At 66.6% G+C, this 15,430-nt stretch carries 16 protein-coding genes; 11 read left to right on the top strand and 5 right to left on the bottom strand.

Annotated features, from left to right (window positions below; all coding sequences use genetic code 11):
* The first annotated feature begins 6 nt into the window (after positions 1-6).
* Both ALI22I_RS04115 and ALI22I_RS04110 read left to right on the top strand, forming a co-directional pair.
* Positions 7-1,242 (top strand): sensor histidine kinase, encoded by a 1,236-nt coding sequence (locus ALI22I_RS04115; protein ID WP_077004205.1) that lies wholly within the window; start codon positions 7-9, stop codon positions 1,240-1,242.
* Positions 1,233-1,868: a response regulator transcription factor gene (locus tag ALI22I_RS04110; protein ID WP_077004204.1), complete on the top strand. Its 636-nt coding sequence runs from the start codon at positions 1,233-1,235 to the stop codon at positions 1,866-1,868. The genes ALI22I_RS04115 and ALI22I_RS04110 overlap by 10 nt, the downstream gene beginning before the upstream one ends.
* A gap of 472 nt (positions 1,869-2,340) precedes the next feature.
* On the opposite strand, the gene ALI22I_RS04105 is transcribed toward ALI22I_RS04110, so the two are convergent.
* Both ALI22I_RS04105 and ALI22I_RS04100 read right to left on the bottom strand, forming a co-directional pair.
* Complete coding sequence (locus tag ALI22I_RS04105; RefSeq protein WP_077004203.1) at positions 2,341-3,147, bottom strand: transposase family protein; 807 nt, start codon at positions 3,145-3,147, stop codon at positions 2,341-2,343.
* 1,185 nt (positions 3,148-4,332) lie between these two features.
* On the bottom strand, positions 4,333-4,758 hold the full coding sequence (locus ALI22I_RS04100) for an NUDIX hydrolase (protein WP_077004202.1): 426 nt from the start codon (positions 4,756-4,758) through the stop codon (positions 4,333-4,335).
* Between the two features lie 72 nt (positions 4,759-4,830).
* Between ALI22I_RS04100 and ALI22I_RS04095 the strand changes: the two genes are divergently transcribed.
* The 8 genes from ALI22I_RS04095 to ALI22I_RS04060 all read left to right on the top strand — a co-directional run bounded on the left by ALI22I_RS04095 (position 4,831) and on the right by ALI22I_RS04060 (position 11,721).
* A complete protein-coding gene (locus ALI22I_RS04095) occupies positions 4,831-5,610 on the top strand; it encodes a GntR family transcriptional regulator (protein WP_077004227.1) in 780 nt (259 codons plus the stop codon).
* 141 nt (positions 5,611-5,751) lie between these two features.
* Complete coding sequence (locus ALI22I_RS04090; RefSeq protein WP_077004201.1) at positions 5,752-6,171, top strand: hypothetical protein; 420 nt, start codon at positions 5,752-5,754, stop codon at positions 6,169-6,171.
* A 15-nt stretch (positions 6,172-6,186) separates the two neighbouring features.
* Complete coding sequence (locus ALI22I_RS04085; protein ID WP_077004200.1) at positions 6,187-6,474, top strand: AMED_5909 family protein; 288 nt, start codon at positions 6,187-6,189, stop codon at positions 6,472-6,474.
* 80 nt (positions 6,475-6,554) lie between these two features.
* Positions 6,555-6,761 carry a transcriptional regulator gene (locus ALI22I_RS04080; RefSeq protein WP_238598073.1) on the top strand — a complete coding sequence of 69 codons (207 nt, stop codon included), beginning with the start codon at positions 6,555-6,557 and terminating at the stop codon, positions 6,759-6,761.
* A gap of 388 nt (positions 6,762-7,149) precedes the next feature.
* Positions 7,150-8,622, top strand: a complete 1,473-nt coding sequence (locus ALI22I_RS04075) for an FtsK/SpoIIIE domain-containing protein (protein ID WP_077004199.1) — start codon at positions 7,150-7,152, stop codon at positions 8,620-8,622.
* Positions 8,623-8,681: 59 nt separating this feature from the next.
* Positions 8,682-10,295: a replication initiator gene (locus ALI22I_RS04070; protein ID WP_077004225.1), complete on the top strand. Its 1,614-nt coding sequence runs from the start codon at positions 8,682-8,684 to the stop codon at positions 10,293-10,295.
* 13 nt (positions 10,296-10,308) lie between these two features.
* The gene (locus ALI22I_RS04065; protein ID WP_077004198.1) at positions 10,309-10,497 is read left to right on the top strand and encodes a helix-turn-helix transcriptional regulator; all 189 of its coding nucleotides are present in this window, start codon (positions 10,309-10,311) and stop codon (positions 10,495-10,497) included.
* Positions 10,498-10,533: 36 nt separating this feature from the next.
* Positions 10,534-11,721, top strand: a complete 1,188-nt coding sequence (locus tag ALI22I_RS04060; protein ID WP_077004197.1) for a tyrosine-type recombinase/integrase — start codon at positions 10,534-10,536, stop codon at positions 11,719-11,721.
* Between the two features lie 11 nt (positions 11,722-11,732).
* Here the strand turns inward: ALI22I_RS04060 and ALI22I_RS04055 are convergent, their stop codons facing one another.
* A complete protein-coding gene (locus tag ALI22I_RS04055) occupies positions 11,733-12,242 on the bottom strand; it encodes a hypothetical protein (protein ID WP_077004196.1) in 510 nt (169 codons plus the stop codon).
* Between the two features lie 183 nt (positions 12,243-12,425).
* A complete protein-coding gene (glnA, locus tag ALI22I_RS04050; protein ID WP_077004195.1) occupies positions 12,426-13,850 on the bottom strand; it encodes a type I glutamate--ammonia ligase in 1,425 nt (474 codons plus the stop codon).
* 195 nt (positions 13,851-14,045) lie between these two features.
* Here glnA and ALI22I_RS04045 point away from each other — a divergent pair, with 195 nt between their 5' ends.
* Positions 14,046-14,519, top strand: a complete 474-nt coding sequence (locus ALI22I_RS04045; protein ID WP_077004194.1) for an RDD family protein — start codon at positions 14,046-14,048, stop codon at positions 14,517-14,519.
* A gap of 123 nt (positions 14,520-14,642) precedes the next feature.
* Here ALI22I_RS04045 and ALI22I_RS04040 read toward each other — a convergent pair whose 3' ends face one another.
* Positions 14,643-15,383, bottom strand: a complete 741-nt coding sequence (locus tag ALI22I_RS04040; RefSeq protein ID WP_077004193.1) for a DUF4191 domain-containing protein — start codon at positions 15,381-15,383, stop codon at positions 14,643-14,645.
* Between the last annotated feature and the right edge of the window lie 47 nt (positions 15,384-15,430).

Here is a 15,430-nt window from a genome sequence, read left to right as displayed (position 1 = left end):
AGCCGAATGAGAACAGCGATCAGACGCAGCGCCGACGCGACCGCGGTGCTGTTGTCCGGCCTGCCGACCGCTCTGCCGGCTTTGATCGGCCTGTTAGCGGTGCCGGTCCTGGTGCTCGTGCTGCCTTTCGCGCCCGAGGTGATCAGACCTTTGCGCTCGCTGGCGGGCATGGAGCGTTCCCGCGTCGGCCGCGTCCTCGGCCACGACATCCCTGAGCCCTACCTCCGCCTCGACGGCGACCGGTGGCAGCGTTTCCGCACCGTCGTGCGCGACCCGGCCACCCGCCGGGACCTCGGCTGGCTGTTCGCGCACGGAGCCGGCGGCACGTTCCTCGGCGTGACCGCGGTGGCGTTGTGGCCGGCGATCGTGTTCAGCCTGACGACGCCGCTGTACTGGTGGCTGTTCCCGCCCGCCACCATGACCGCCGCGCTGGTCGAACTCCGGACCTGGCCGCAGGCCCTGACCCTGCCGTTCGTCCAGGCCGTGCTCTACTCCGCCGCCCTGTACCGGCTCGTGCCGGTGATCGCCCGCGGTCAGACCCGGCTCGCCCAGTCGCTGCTCGGCCCGACCGACCGCGCACTGCTGGCCCAGCAGGTCGAACGGCTCACCGAGACCCGGACCGAGGCGCTGGAGTCGCACGGGGCCGAACTGCGTCGCATCGAACGCGACCTGCACGACGGCGTCCAAGCACAACTGGTGGCCGTCGCGGTCCGCCTAGGACTCACCGAACGCGCCCTGTCCACCACTGCCGCCACCGCCGCCACCGAGCAAACAACGGCGCTGTCGCTGGTGCGCGACGCCCGAACCGGCATCGAGGACTCACTGGCCAACCTCCGCGGCGTCATCCGCGGCATCTACCCACCCATCCTCGCCGACCGAGGCTTGGGCGGTGCGGTCCAAGCCCTAGCCGGAGGACAGCGCATTCCCGTGTCCGTGAGCATCTCCGACAACCTCCCCCGCCCCCCGGCTCCCATCGAAGCCGCGGCGTACTTCGTCGTTGCGGAGTCGCTGACCAACGTCACCAAGCACAGCACAGCCCAGCACGCCGAGGTCGTAGTCGACGGAGACGGCACGCACCTGCGGATCATCGTGCGCGACAACGGCCAAGGCGGCGCTTCCTCGGCCGGCGGGAGCGGCCTGCTGGGCATCCAGCGCCGAGTGGCGGCGTTGGACGGCAGTGCCCGCATCGACAGCCCCGTCGACGGAGGAACAACGATCGAGGTGCTGCTGCCATGCGGATAGTCCTGGCCGAGGACAACGCCCTGCTGCGGGAAGGCATCGCGCTGCTGGCCAAGAGCGCGGGTCACGAGATCGTAGGCATCGCCGTCAACGGCCCCGAAATCGTCCCCACCCTCCTCGAACACCGCCCCGACATCGCCGTCCTCGACGTCCGAATGCCCCCGACCTTCCGCGACGAAGGCCTGCGAGCCGCCATCGAGGCCCGCGAACACCTGCCCAACCTGCCCGTCCTGGTCCTGTCGCAATACGTGGAGCAGGCCTACGCCACCGAACTCCTGGCGACCGGCGCGGCAGGAACCGGCTACCTGCTCAAGGACCGAGTGGGCCGAGTAGAGGAATTCCTGGACGCCCTGGACCGGGTAGCGGCCGGCGGCACCGCCCTGGACCCCGAGGTGGTGACCCAACTGATGACCCGCCACGACCCCCTGGACACCCTCACAGCGCGCGAACGCGAAGTCCTCCACCTGATGGCACAAGGCCACGACAACCTGGCCATCGCCCGCCTACTAGTCGTCACCGAACGCGCCGTCACCAAACACATCGGCAACATCTTCCGCAAACTAGGCCTCCCCACCACCGACAGCGGCCACCGCCGCGTCCTCGCCGTCCTGGCCTACGTCAACGCCTGACCCCGCGACACCGACCAAAACGAACGGCCCGCCAGTCCGAGGACTGGCGGGCCGTTCGCCGTTCGACGTCAGCGATCACACGTCGTAGGACTGTCAGTGGCCGGCGACTACCTGCGGTTCGCCCTACAGCACCATGCCTGACCTGCTGGTTTCGTCTCGACGTTCACCATCGTTGACCAACGCTGATCCACGTCTGACGGCCTGTAGACGGCCTGATCATGCTTGAGCTACTGACCAGCCTGGAGGTGCGGAGCCAACGGCAGCTCGCCGCCTCTGACCTGTGCCCGGTTTGGTCCTGAGTGACGCTACTGCCCCTTGTTGAGCTGGGCGAGTCGCACGCTAATCGCATGGTTCGGGGAGGGCATGACCAGTGGTCGTATTGCCCACAGGCTGGCTGAGCCGTCGGGTGTTTGAACACCTGACAGTAGGGTGTAAGGTAAAGCTGGGGTTACTGACGTTTTCTCAACGAAAGTCAGCGCCAGGCGTTGTTGAGGACGAGGGCTGCTCGGGCGATGGCGCCGATACGACTCGGGCTGATGGTCACGTACTGCAGGGCGTGCCACCGTTGTTTTAGTTCGGCGGCGGCGCGTTCGCCCAGGGCACGGATGCTGCGCAACAGCTTGTTGTGGGCGCGGTTGTCGACGTGGAGCGGACTGGCGATGTCGGGGTGCGGCCGGATCGGGGTGTGCACGCCCGCTCCGGCTCCGGTGTAGCCCTCGTCGGCCAGGGTGGGCAGCCCGTCGTGGGCGGCTTTGTACAACGCCGGCAGTGCGTGGGCACGTGCAACGCGCAGGTCGTGGAACGAGCCGGGCTCCACCTCCGACACCCACAGCGGGGTGCCGTCCGGTGCGGCCACGAACTGGATGTTCCCGGCGAAGCGGCGGCCTTTGCCCGAGTACCACAGGTCATTGCCGTTCTCGGTCACGCCGGCCACGCGGTCGCAGGCCACGAGAGTGCCGTCGAGCACGACGTGGGACAGCCCGTCGCCGCGGTGGTGGGCGAGCACCTCGTGCAACTCGGGCGCCTGCCCGGCGAGGACGTCGATGCCCTCGTGCAGGTAGCGGTAGCCGGTGGCCTGCGAGATCCCGGCATCGAGGGCCAGGCGGTGCACCCGACCGCGATCGCGGAACCAGCGCAGCACCAGCACGGCCTGGCGGAACGGCCCCAACGAGCGACTGCCCGACGGAGTGCCGATCGTCCGGCGGTGGGCGGACAACAGGCGGGCCAGGAACTCCACCAGGTGGCAGGGGACGTCGAGCGTGGCAGAATAGTCGACCATCGTGAGCCTCTGGTTGACGGGACATGATCTCGGCAGATCTGTCCTACCAGGGGCTCACGTCCTTCCGCAGGTCAGCGCCTCACCATCCAATTGGTGACTCGTCCCAGACCATTTCGCTGAGAAAACGTCACTGTCTCTCTTGGCAGGCAGCAGGCTTAAGGCAGTCTTGCTGCAGAGCATTGCAGGCCCACTGGAGTAGGCAGAAATGATCGTTCTTGACCCCGATTATTTCAATCTCGGAGACATCGTTAGTGTCCGCTGGAATGACGTCTGGATTGCAGGACGTGTAATTGCGTGCGTCGAGTCCGGGAGACATGAAAGGTAAAAGTGTTTATTTGACCGGTGTGGTGAGAATGTCATTCCGGGTCTCACTATTGCGCCACCGGGCGAATCTCGCGGATGTGCAATTAGGGTTGCATTCAATAGCCCGTTCAATGATGTCATAGTTTGGCGGGTTCGGTTCTTTCATAAGGGAATGCCTCTGTATGATGACTTTGAGGCGGAAGATGTTAGGCTCGATGCGCACGATCCGAACTGGGATCCGTTCGCCATCGAGCCGTATGTCGGCGCTGACGTGCATCGTGATCGTGGGATATATCCTGATGGATCCTACTACGAAGTAGGCGATCCAATCTGGGTGTGGGAAAAGAAAAGATGGCATCCGGCGCTGGTGGTAGGCGTTGGTCGCTGGGTTTCCGTGCGGTACCTCAACGGCTTTCGTGATCGTAAGGGAAATAGCTCTAAAAGCTATCGAACGTGGCAAATTTGGCCAATTGTAAGTGAGTCGTCAGCCGCTTTTCGGGGCAGGGTCGAGCGATTCTTGTGACGGCACATGCTGTCGTCGAATAACCTTAAATGCTACCTTCACTTGTCTTCGATCATTTAAGCGTCGGCAAGGCGGCGGAGCCGTCGCGGCAGTCGATCGCCGTGCCCAGCGCTGGCAGCCGTGTGACCGCGCGATCGTCCCGGCCTTGGTGGCTGGAAGTGGCTTGGTGGCAGCTCGCGTCTGCATGGCGCGCCGCTTTCCCGGCCATGTACACCGACTCCGCGCGCGGCCGACGGGCGGAGCAGAGCGGGAGCCCGGCGTGCCGCGATGCGGGGAGTCGGTGCAAACGTGAGGCGGGACCGGCCGCGCGTCGCCGCAGGCGGCGCGCCTTGATCCCATAAAGCGGAATTCAGCAGCGACTACGGGAGAAGGTTTACGCCGTCGTGGGCGCGAGTGTGAAGTTCGGACTCGAACGCATCGGTGACGCGTACTGCGTAAGCGGGTGACATTGCTGCGCGGACTTCGTCCAGCGTCATCCAACGGATCTCGGTCGCCTCGGCGGTGGCCTGGTCGGGCTCGTCCAGCGGGCTGCAGCGGTAGACCAGGGCGACGATGCCGCGCTGCATGTTCTTGTAGACGCCGGTCAGGCGTTCGACCTGTACGGAGATGCCGGTCTCCTCAAGGACTTCTCGCCTGACGCCATCTTCGAACGTCTCGGGCATCTCCAGCACTCCGCCGGGCGGCTCCCAGTGGCCGTTGTCCCTGCGGCGGATGACCAGTACTTGCCCCGAATCGTTGACCACGATTCCGGCGACGCTGACCGAATGACGCGGCGTGTCGGCCATTCTCCCGCTTTCGTCGCTGAGTGGACCTGTGGGAGCATGAACACGTCTAGTCGTCTGTAGGAGTAGGTGGCCATGCTCGATCTAGGAACTATAGACAGGTCGGTGGACCGTCCGCCGTATCGGCAGATTGCCGACATCCTGCGTCGGCACATCGAGCGTGGTCGTCTCGCTCCTGGTGAGCAGTTGCCGTCCGAGGCGGTGTTGATCGAGCACTACGGCGTGGCTCGGATGACGGTTCGTGAAGCGATCAAGGAGCTGCGGACCGAGGGTCTGGTGGTGGCGCAGCATGGCAAGGGTGTGTTCGTGCGGTCGGCTCCGCCTGTGCGTCGGTTGGCGTCGGACCGGTTCGCTCGGCGGCATCGGAAGGAGGGGAAGTCGGCGTTCCTGGCCGAGGCTGAGGCGGCTGGGCATGTGCCGGGGGTTGATCAGATCCGGGTGACCAATGAGGCCGCGTCGGTTGAGGTGGCGGAGCGGTTGGGGTTGAAGCCTCGGGAGCGGGTGATCGTGCGCTCTCGGCGGTACCTGGCGGACGGACGGCCGGTGGAGATCGCCACGTCCTACATCCCCGAGTCGATCGCCAAGGGCACGCCCATCGCGGAGGTCAACACCGGGCCTGGTGGCATCTACGCCCGGATCGAGGATGCCGGTCACGAGCTGGCGCACTTCACCGAGGAAGTATCGGCCCGGATGCCGTCACCCGACGAGCGTAAGGCGTTGGAGATCGGGTCTGGGTCGCCGGTGCTGACGCTGGTTCGCACGGCCTTCGACACCAGCGGCACGCCGGTCGAGGTCTGTGACACGGTCAAGGTGGCCACGTCGTTCGTGCTGGAGTACGACGTCCCGGCACAGTGATGTGATTGCAAAAGCGAAGAGAATGGCGGACTGGTTGAACTCCTCTAGACGACTAGGTACGGTGAACTTGTCTAGAGGACTAGGTGAGCTGATTGGCTCCGACGAAGGAGCCCTCCGGAAGATCGAGAAGGGTTTTCAACGATGGCTATTCCTGCTGGTCACAGGTTTCCGATCACCTTCGACGAGCTGTTCCCGCAAGGGTTCTTCGTGCTGAAGGTGGAGCGGGCGCAGGAGTTCAACGAAGGGAAGGCGCCTCGTCCGGCGATCGACAAGGTGTCGGGGCTGCCGGTGTGGACGGTGCAGGGCACGGACCCCTCGGCGCGAGGCAAGAACACCGGGGCGGTGGTGAAGATCGCGTCGGAGTACCAGCCGGTTCCGCCAGAGGTGTTGCCCGGTACGCCGTTCCGGCCGGCGGTGTTCACGGGGTTGAGGGTGTCGCCGTATGTCCGCGACGGCTGGGTGAACTGGACGGTCTGGGCCGAGGAGATGGTGTCGCCGCAGGAGGCAGCGAAGGGACGCCGGTCGTCGGGCAAGCCGGACTCGCCAGCGGCTGCGGCGTAGGAGGCGGGCGGCGGGATGGCACAGCGGAAGAGTTCTGATCCGTGGGCGGCTGCTCGGGCGGTGCGGACGCTCAATGACGCGCATTCGGCGTTGGTGCCGGTGATGCCCGCGCCGGATGCGGCTCGGGAGCAGTGGCGGGACTTCTACCTGCGGTCGGCCGAGGTGTACGGGCGGGTCGCGGAGATCGATCGTGGGCATCACCACGAGGCGTTGTACTGGGCCAAGCGGGAGCGGGAGAAGGGCGAGGAGATCGCGCGGGCTCTGGCTTCCGGGTCGGCTGGGGATGACGGGAGCGGCCGGTGACAGGGCGGCCCAACCCCCTGGCGATGGGTGCTCGTGCCGGTGCCGATGGGCGGGGCAGTCGGTACACCGTGGTGTTGCGTGTGGCCGAGTTCCAGCGGGCGGCGCGTCGGTCGGCGTTGTCCTCCGACTACGTGTTGGCACCCGCGATGGGTGTTCACCGCTCGACGGTGTCGCGGGTGTTGACCGGTGAGATCCGTCCGGGTGCCGCGTTCATCGCGGGGGCGTTGGTTGCGTTCGCGCCGTTGGCGGTGCAGTTCGAGGACCTGTTCGAGGTTGTGGAGGAGTAGTGACCGCGCTGTGGGCGCGTGACAACTGAACGATCCTTCGCCGGTTGGCGTGGGTCGCGGGGAGACAGTCCAAGTCTTGGCGGGCTCCGGCTGTCTCCCTGCGACTCACCTGACTGGCTTCGCCATGCATTTTTGTTGACACACAAGGGATTCCAGTCATGTCAAGGGTATCTCGTCGTGGGGGACGTGCGTCAAGTCGAGCCGTCGTCCCGTCCGGGTGGAAGTTGTCCAACGGTTCGAAGTGCCAGCGGTGCAAGCGGTTCGGCGTGTATGCGCCCGGTCAGCTCGCGTGCTGTGCCTGTCTGGGTTGGTTGCCGCTGATCTTCGCCGTTGTGGTGTTGATCGTGGTGCCGGTGCTCGGGTCGCTCCCGGTCGGGGGTGTGGCCTGATGGCGCGGTGGGTTGATCCGGCTCCGTTCGAGGGTGCTCGGCCTCGGGTGCCGTGGTGGGTGTTGGTGCCGGGCAAGCTGAAGTGGTTGGCCTTCGTGGTGGCTCTGGTGTGGCTAGCGCTGGTCGGCGTCGTGCGCCTGGTGCTCGTCGTCATCCGCTATCCGGTGGTCACGTTGGTGCCGGCGTTGGCGGCCTGGTGCTGGTGGCGGTTCGGGCTGTCGCCGCTGGTCCTGTCGCTGCTGAGCCTGACGGCGGCGCTGACGCTCTGGGCTGGTCTGGATCGGGCGTCGTTCCTGCGGCACGTGTGGTTTCGGCTGGTCACCGAGTATCGGCGGGCGACGGTGTACGTGCCGCGTTGGCGGACCGTGATGCGGCTGTCGGAGCTGGCCAAGGACAGTCGTGGGCGCGAGTACCGGCCGAAGCTGCGGCGGGTGCGGTCTGAGGGATGGCGGGACCGGGTCCGCGTGCGGATGATTCCGGCGCAGGCACCGGAGGCGTGGGAGCTGCGTCGTGACGGCCTGGCCCACTCGTTCGGTGCGCAGTCGTGCCGAGTGCGGGTGCTGCGGCCGAAGGTGATCGAACTCGACTTCGTCCACAACGACCCGTTGGCCCGGTCGCTGTCGGTGCCGGCGCTGTCTGACGATGCGGACGCGGTGGACCTCAAGCGGGTGGTGGTCGGACGCACGGAGACCGGTAAGCCGTGGCGGATTCGCTTGCAGGGCAACCAGATTCTAGGCGTCGGTGTCCAAGGGGCGGGCAAGGGCTCGGTGTTGTGGTCGATCATCTGGCATCTCGCCCCGGCTGTGCGGGCCGGTCTCGTGCGCCTGGTGGGCATCGACCCCAAGGGCGGTATGGAGCTGGGGCAGTGCCCGGACGCGTTCGCCCGGCTGGTGTTCGACAACGGCCGTGAGGCGGTCGAGCTGCTGGAGGAGCTGGCGGCAGAGGTCAAGGAACGCGCTACGCGGTACCGGGGCGTCCGCCGTCTGTGGGCTCGGTCCAACGGTGAGCCGTTCACCGTGCTGGTGGTCGACGAGCTGGCGGACCTGATCGCCTACCAGGCTGACAAGGGCCTGCGTGACCGTGCCGCTCGTGCGATCCAGACCATCACCTCGCAGGGGCGTGCACCGGGGTTCTGCGTGCTGGGCCTGGTGCAGGACCCGCGTAAGGAGGTCGTGGGGTTCCGGCACCTGTTCGGGACCAAGGTGGCGTTGCGGCTGGACGAGACGGCGCAGGTGGACATGGTCCTGGGTGACGGTGCCCGTGCCCGTGGTGCTGTGGCTCACGAGATCAGCGAGCAGACACCCGGCGTGGCGTGGGTGAAGACGGACGGCAAGGGACAGCCGGAGCGGGTCCGGGCCTTCCACGTCACCGATGCGGATCTGGTCGAGCTGGGTGTCTACCTCGCCGACGCGACCGTTCACGAGTTCCGGACCCGACCCGATGGCGACGTGACTGGGGGTGCTGCGGCATGACCGAACCGACCACCAACACCACCCCGGTGGTGCCTGCCGTGCCTCTGGACGTGGCGGGCATGACCTCGGCCGAACGTGCCCGGCTGCCGCTGAGCCTCGACGTGGTCAAGGCGGCAGCCGAACAGCACGGCGTGTGCACCCGGCCGGTGCTGCGGGAAGTCGTGGACCTGGACACCGGTGAAGTGCGGATCGTCGGCATCCGCTGCAACTCGACCCAGGCGTCCAAGTGCCCGGCCTGCGCCGAACGCAACCGCCGCTCACGCATGGCGCAGTGCCGCGAGGGTTGGCACCTCGACCACGAACCCATCGCGGAACGGCACGCGCCCACGGTCGATCAGATCGGGCTGGTGACCTACCGGGCCGACCTGACCGCCGAGTACCGCCGTGCCCAACTGGAGGGAGCGGAAGACCAGATCGAGGACCTGCGGGAAGGCATCCGGGAGACGGACGCCGACCTCAAGCGGGAGGGAGTCCGCGGGAACCTCCCCGCCGTCGAACGGCCAGGAAAAGCGGCGCCGCAACGGTCCACGCGTCGGCGTCAGGACGCGCCGAACCTGCCTCGTCGCAAGGTCGCCAAGCGCACGGTGGGACGGGAGTTCGCGGGCAAGTACCGGCCGTCCACGTTCGTCACGCTCACGCTGGACACCTACGGCAAGGTCACGTCGGACGGGTCACCGGTCGACCCGGACACCTACGACTACCGGCGCGCGGCTCGGGACGCGGTGCACTTCGCCTCCCTGGTCGACCGCTGGTGGCAGAACCTGCGGCGGGTCGTCGGCTTCGACGCCCAGTACTTCGGCACGGTCGAGCCGCAACGCCGCATCACCCCACACGCGCACTTCGCCGTACGCGGCTCGATCCCGCACAAGGTCATCCGCCAGGTGACAGCCGCGACCTACCTCCAGGTCTGGTGGCCCGACCACGACCACCTCAAGTACGGCGGCGACCGGCTGCCGGTGTGGGACATGCGCACCAAGGGATTCGTGGACCCGGACACCGAACAGCCCTTGTCTACGTGGGCCGATGCCGTGGCTGAGCTGGACGCACCGGCCCACGTCGCCGAGTTCGGCCGCCAGGTGCACTCCAAGGGCATCCTCGGCGGCACGGAGGAGTCCGGACGACACATCGGCTACCTGACCAAGTACCTCACCAAGTCCATTACCGAAGTGGTCGAGTCGGACGCCTCACCACGCCTGGCTGACCACGCCGACCGATTGGCGGCAGAGCTGGCCGTCACGCCGTGTTCCGAGCGGTGCGCGGTCTGGCTGCTCTACGGCGTCCAGCCCAAGGGCGTCACGTCCAAGACGACTCCGGGCCACTGCAAGGGCAAGGCGCACCGCCGAGACACCCTCGGCCTGCCCGGTCGTCGGGTCCTGGTCTCGCGTCGGTGGTCGGGCAAGACGCTCGCCGAACACAAGTCGGACCGGGCCGCGTTCGTCCGGGAAGCCCTGGCCGCCGCTGGCATCGCCAAGCCGGACACCGACCGGACCCGCCTCCAGTGGGGACCGGTCCGGCCCGGTGACCCGCACGCACCCTCACGAACCGAACTGCTCATGCACATGATCGCCCAGCGTCTGGCGTGGCAGGCCGAGTACCAGCAGGCACAAGCCGCCCTCGTCCACCTGCGACCACCGGGGCCGGATGTTTCAGCAACTCGACCGGTAGCGGCCTGACGAGAGGGGAGTCATGGCAGATATCGAACCGCTGTGGGGCGTTGACGATCTCTCGGCGTTCCTCGGGGTGCCGGTGCACACCATTCGAGGCTGGCGCAGCAAGAACTACGGACCTCCGGCGCGGAAGGTCGGCAAACACCTGCGGTGGGACCCGGCAAAGGTTCGTGAGTGGTTTCACGGCCTCGACCAGGACGCGGCCTAGAACTTTCGGCAATTCGACTCAGGGGAGAAGTCTGTCATGGGCCACGTGCAAGATCGCTGGTGGACCGTCAAGGACGGAAAGCGGGAGAAGACTCCGCAGTTCGGCAAGGGAATGCGGTACAAGGTCCGCTTCCCCGGTCCGGATGGTCGGGAGCGCTCGAAGATGTTCCCGGACCGGCAGAAGGGTACGGCTGACGCGTTCCTGCACGAGATGGAGAACGACAAGAACAAGGGGACGTACCTGGACCCTGACGCAGGCAAGATCACGTTCCGCGACTATACGGAGAAGCACTGGATCGAGGCGCGGACGTTCGACGAGTCCACGCGGGAGGGGGTGGAGTTCCGGCTCAAGCTGCACGTGTACCCGTACTTCGGTGACACGGAGCTGCGGCTCATCCAGCCGTCCACGATCCAGGCGTGGGAGCGGAAGCTCCAGCAGAAGGGCCTGGCCGAGACGTACCGGCGGAGCATCTTCGCCAACGTTTCAGCAGTCTTCACCGCTGCGATCGACGATGAGCGGCTGCGCAAGAACCCGTGCAACGGAAAGTCGGTCATCAAGCCTCGGGGCGAGTATCCGAAGATCATCCCGTGGGAGGAGAAGCGCGTCCACACGGTTCGCGAGGCGCTGGGGGAGCGGTACCGAATCGGCATCAACCTCGGCGCTGGGTGTGGCCTGCGGCAGGGTGAGGTGTTCGGGTTCTCACCGGATGACGTGGACGAGTCGGAGGGCGTCATCCACGTACTGAGGCAGATCAAGATCGTGCGCGGGAAGATGGTCTTCGGTGCGCCGAAGCACGGCAAGAGTCGTGATGTGCCGTTGGCCGCGAGTGTGGCGGCTGCGATCAAAGCTCACGTGAAGAAGTACGAACCGCTGCCCGTCACGCTTCCGTGGGGCACTCCTGACGGCAAGCTCGTGACGGTACCGCTCCTTATATATACGCGTGAGTCGAAGCAGCTCCATCGGCACTCGTTCAACCACCACGTCTGGAAAGCGGCGCTCAGGGATGCCGGGGTCGAGACGCCGGGCCGCGCCGAGGGCTTCCACGCGCTGAGGCACTTCTACGCCTCGTCGCTCTTGGAGGAAGGCGTCAGCATCCGGGCGCTCGCGGAGTACCTGGGCCACGCGGACCCGGCGTTCACGCTCCGGGTCTACACGCACCTGATGCCCGCCAGTCACGAGCGAACGCGAGCAGCTGTGGACAAGGTGTTCAGTAAGGCTTCATAGAATTTGAAGCATCAGTGGTGCTCGACGACTCCAAGGTCTTTGCGCATGACTTTGATCAGTTCCTCGCAGTGAAATCCGCTCGATAGCCATTTCATCTCTTTTGGTTGGTGACCGTTGTGGAGGTCGACACTGATGCTGTCCAATTTATGTGTAATCGGAGTGGTGGCCTGCCAGACAGACTGAGAAACAAGTTGAAGTCGATCTTGGGCAAAGGCGAGTTGCTTTCGCCTGTTGTTGACCGGGAGATACAGCCACTCCGGAGTCAGGTGCTCGCTGGGGAGGGAGAAGATGACGACCTGTTGGGCCTCCCGTACCCACTCATGTACCTGTCCGAGGAAGTCGGAGTACAGCTCCCGTTTGTGCTCTGTGAAGCGGTACTGATCTTCACGCTTCCAGAGTTCGGCGTCACGTTGACGTTCTCGCTCCCACTGGCGCTTCTCACGGCTGCTGGTCCACGCCTGGGCGACAAGCACACCGAGGAACGCCCCGGCCGCACCGATGACGGCAGTCCACAGGTTCATGTGAGGACGGTAGGCGCAGCTCCGCCGAGGAGATGGAGCGACACAACGGCCGAGGGTCGGGTGACTGTGGTAGTCACCCGACCCTCGGCCGTTGAGCTGGGCGGCCTCTCCAGCACTGACGGCCTGGAGGCGGCCTACGTGGGGCTTCGACCGGTGGAGCTGCTGGTCAAAGCCCCGCGTGGATCACACGTCGTAGTACAGGGCGAACTCGTAGGGGTTCGGGCGCAGGCGGAGGGGGTCGATCTCCTGCTCGCGCTTGAACGAGATCCAGGTGTCGATGACGTCCGGCGTGAAGACACCGCCCTCGAGGAGGAACTCGTGGTCCGCTTCGAGGTTGTCCAGCACCGCGTCCAGGGACGCCGGGACCTGCTTGACGTCGCGGGCCTCCTCGGGCGGGAGCTCGTAGAGGTCCTTGTCGATCGGGGCCGGCGGCTCGATCTTGTTCTTCACGCCGTCGAGGCCCGCCATCACCATGGCCGAGAAGGCCAGGTACGGGTTGCCCGACGAGTCGGGGCAGCGGAACTCGATGCGCTTGGCCTTCGGGTTGTTGCCCGTGATCGGGATGCGCACGCACGCCGAGCGGTTGCGCTGGGAGTAGACCAGCGAGACCGGGGCCTCGTAGCCCGGCACCAGGCGGTGGTAGGAGTTCACCGTCGGGTTGGTGAACGCCAGCAGCGACGGCGCGTGGTGCAGGATGCCGCCGATGTAGTGGCGCGCCGTGTCGGACAGGCCCGCGTAGCCGGACTCGTCGTGGAACAGCGGCTGGCCGTCCTTCCACAGCGACTGGTGGGTGTGCATGCCCGAGCCGTTGTCGCCGAACAGCGGCTTCGGCATGAACGTCACGGTCTTGCCGGCCTGCCAGGCGGTGTTCTTGATGATGTACTTGAACAGCATCAAGTCGTCCGCGGCGTGCAGCAGCGTGTTGAACTTGTAGTTGATCTCGGACTGACCGGCGGTGCCGACCTCGTGGTGCGCGCGCTCCACGGAGAAGCCGTTGGCCTCCATGTTGAGCACCATCTTGTCGCGCAGGTCCGCGTAGTGGTCGGTCGGCGTGACGGGGAAGTAGCCGCCCTTGTACTTGACCTTGTAGCCGCGGTTGCCGCCCTCTTCCTCACGGCCGGAGTTCCACCAGCCGGAGATCGAGTCGATCTCGTGGAAGGACGCGTTCGCCGTCGTGTCGAAGCGGATCGAGTCGAAGATGTAGAACTCCGCCTCGGCGCCGAAGTACGCGGTGTCGGCGATGCCCGACTCGGCGATGTACTGCTCGGCCTTGCGCGCGATGTTGCGCGGGTCGCGGCTGTAGGCCTCGCGAGTGAACGGGTCGTGCACGAAGAAGTTCACGATCAGCGTCTTCTCGATCCGGAACGGGTCGAGACGCGCGGTGTACAGGTCGGGCAGCAGCAGCATGTCCGACTCGTGGATCGACTGGAACCCGCGCACCGACGAGCCGTCGAACGCGAGGCCCTCGGCGATGGCGTCGGCGTCGAACGCGGCGGCGGGGAGCGTGAAGTGCTGCATCACGCCGGGCAGGTCGCTGAAGCGGACGTCGACGAACTTGACGCCCTCGTCCGAAATGAACTTCAGGACCTCGTCGGGATTCTTGAACACCCTCGTCGACTCCTCTGCTGCGCTGGGGGCGTGGTTGTACGCGGCTGCGTGCTGCGGCCTGCCATCGTGGCGAAACTATGACTGCGGTGTTGCCCGGCCATCACCCTGATGTTTCGCCAGTGTTAACGGGCCGCCCAGGTAGGGCAACCCGACCGTCGCTCCTCACCCGCTGAGCACGGCCTTTACTCTGGTGGAGTGAGCAAGTGGACCGGTTCGTGGCTGTCTGGACCTCGTTCGGCGCTGGAGCCCGGCGCCGACTCCGGTGACGGTACCGGGCAGCGGTGGCGAGGCGAACGCCTAGGCCTGCCCCAGTCCGGACCCGGCTCGGTCGCGTCGACCGGGCGGCGGGCGATCGCCATCCTGGTGGACTTCCTGCTCTCGGCGGGGGTGGCGGGGCTGTTCACCATGCCCGACCTGCCGAAGAACTGGAGCCTGCTGGCCTGGTTCGCCATCACCGTCATCGCGGTCGGCTTCTTCGGCTTCACCCCTGGTCACGCGCTGTTCGGGCTGCGGGTCGCCCGGCTGGACGGCGCGGGGATCGTCGGCGTCCCCCGAGCCGCGCTGCGGACGGCGTTGATCTTCCCCATCATCCCGGCCGTGGTCTGGGACGCCGACGGCAGAGGCCTGCACGACAAGGCCGCGGGCACGGTCGTCATCCGGGTCCGCTGAGTCCGCAGGCGCGCTGAGCGGCGGAAATGGTGCGGAAACGACTCCGGCACCGTGCCGCGGGATGCGGTTCACGGTGCCGGAGTGGACGACTCGCGGGCGCTGGGGCCTCGCGTGCGTAAGGCGTCAGCGGCGGCGCATGGCGCGCTGGACGTTGCGCATCTTGGCGCCCTGGGGCATCGGGCCCTTGGGCAGTGCCGCGCCACGGCTGGCCAGCGCGGCCAGCCGGTTGTCGATCGTGTCGACCTGGGCGGTCGAGATGTTGCGCGGCAGCTTCATCAGGTGGCTCTGCAACTTGCGCAGCGACACCTGGCCATCCTCGGTGCCCACGATGACGTCGTAGATCGGCGTCTCGCCGACGACCCGCGCCACCCGCTTCTTCTCCTGCGCGAGCAGGCCCTTGACCCGGTGCGGCGCGCCCTCGGCGACCAGCACCACGCCCGGCCGGCCGAGCACCCGGTGCACCATGTCGCCGCTCGTCGTGCCCGCCACCGCCTGGGTCACCCGCCACTTCCCGCGCAGGTTGTCCAGCGCCCACGCCGCCGCGCCGGGCTGGCCGTCGGCCTTCGCGTACACGGTGCGCTGCACCCGGCGGCCGAACACGATGACCGCGAGCAGCGCGCCCACCGCGATGCCCATGGGCAGCAGCACCCACTGCATGTCCCAGATGAGGCCGATCAGGAACGCCGCGGCCGTCGCGCCGAGCACGCACGCCAGCATCAACGGCACGAGCGCCTTGTCCTCGCGGCGCTGCATCTTGAACGCCTCGAAGATCTGGCTGCGCTTCGCCTTCGATGCCGCGCGCCGAGCCTTCGCCGCTTCCTTGGAGGCCGCCTTGGCAGCCGCCTTGTCCTGCTTACCAGCCATACCCACCAGGATACGGCGCGCCGTATCGCCCCATGACGGGAGTACTC

Source organism: Saccharothrix sp. ALI-22-I, from assembly GCF_001984175.1.
In the GTDB taxonomy this organism is placed as follows: Bacteria; Actinomycetota; Actinomycetes; order Mycobacteriales; family Pseudonocardiaceae; genus Actinosynnema.
The sequence above is the reverse complement of the archived record's forward strand: the minus strand, read 5'-3'. Positions and strand labels throughout refer to the sequence as shown.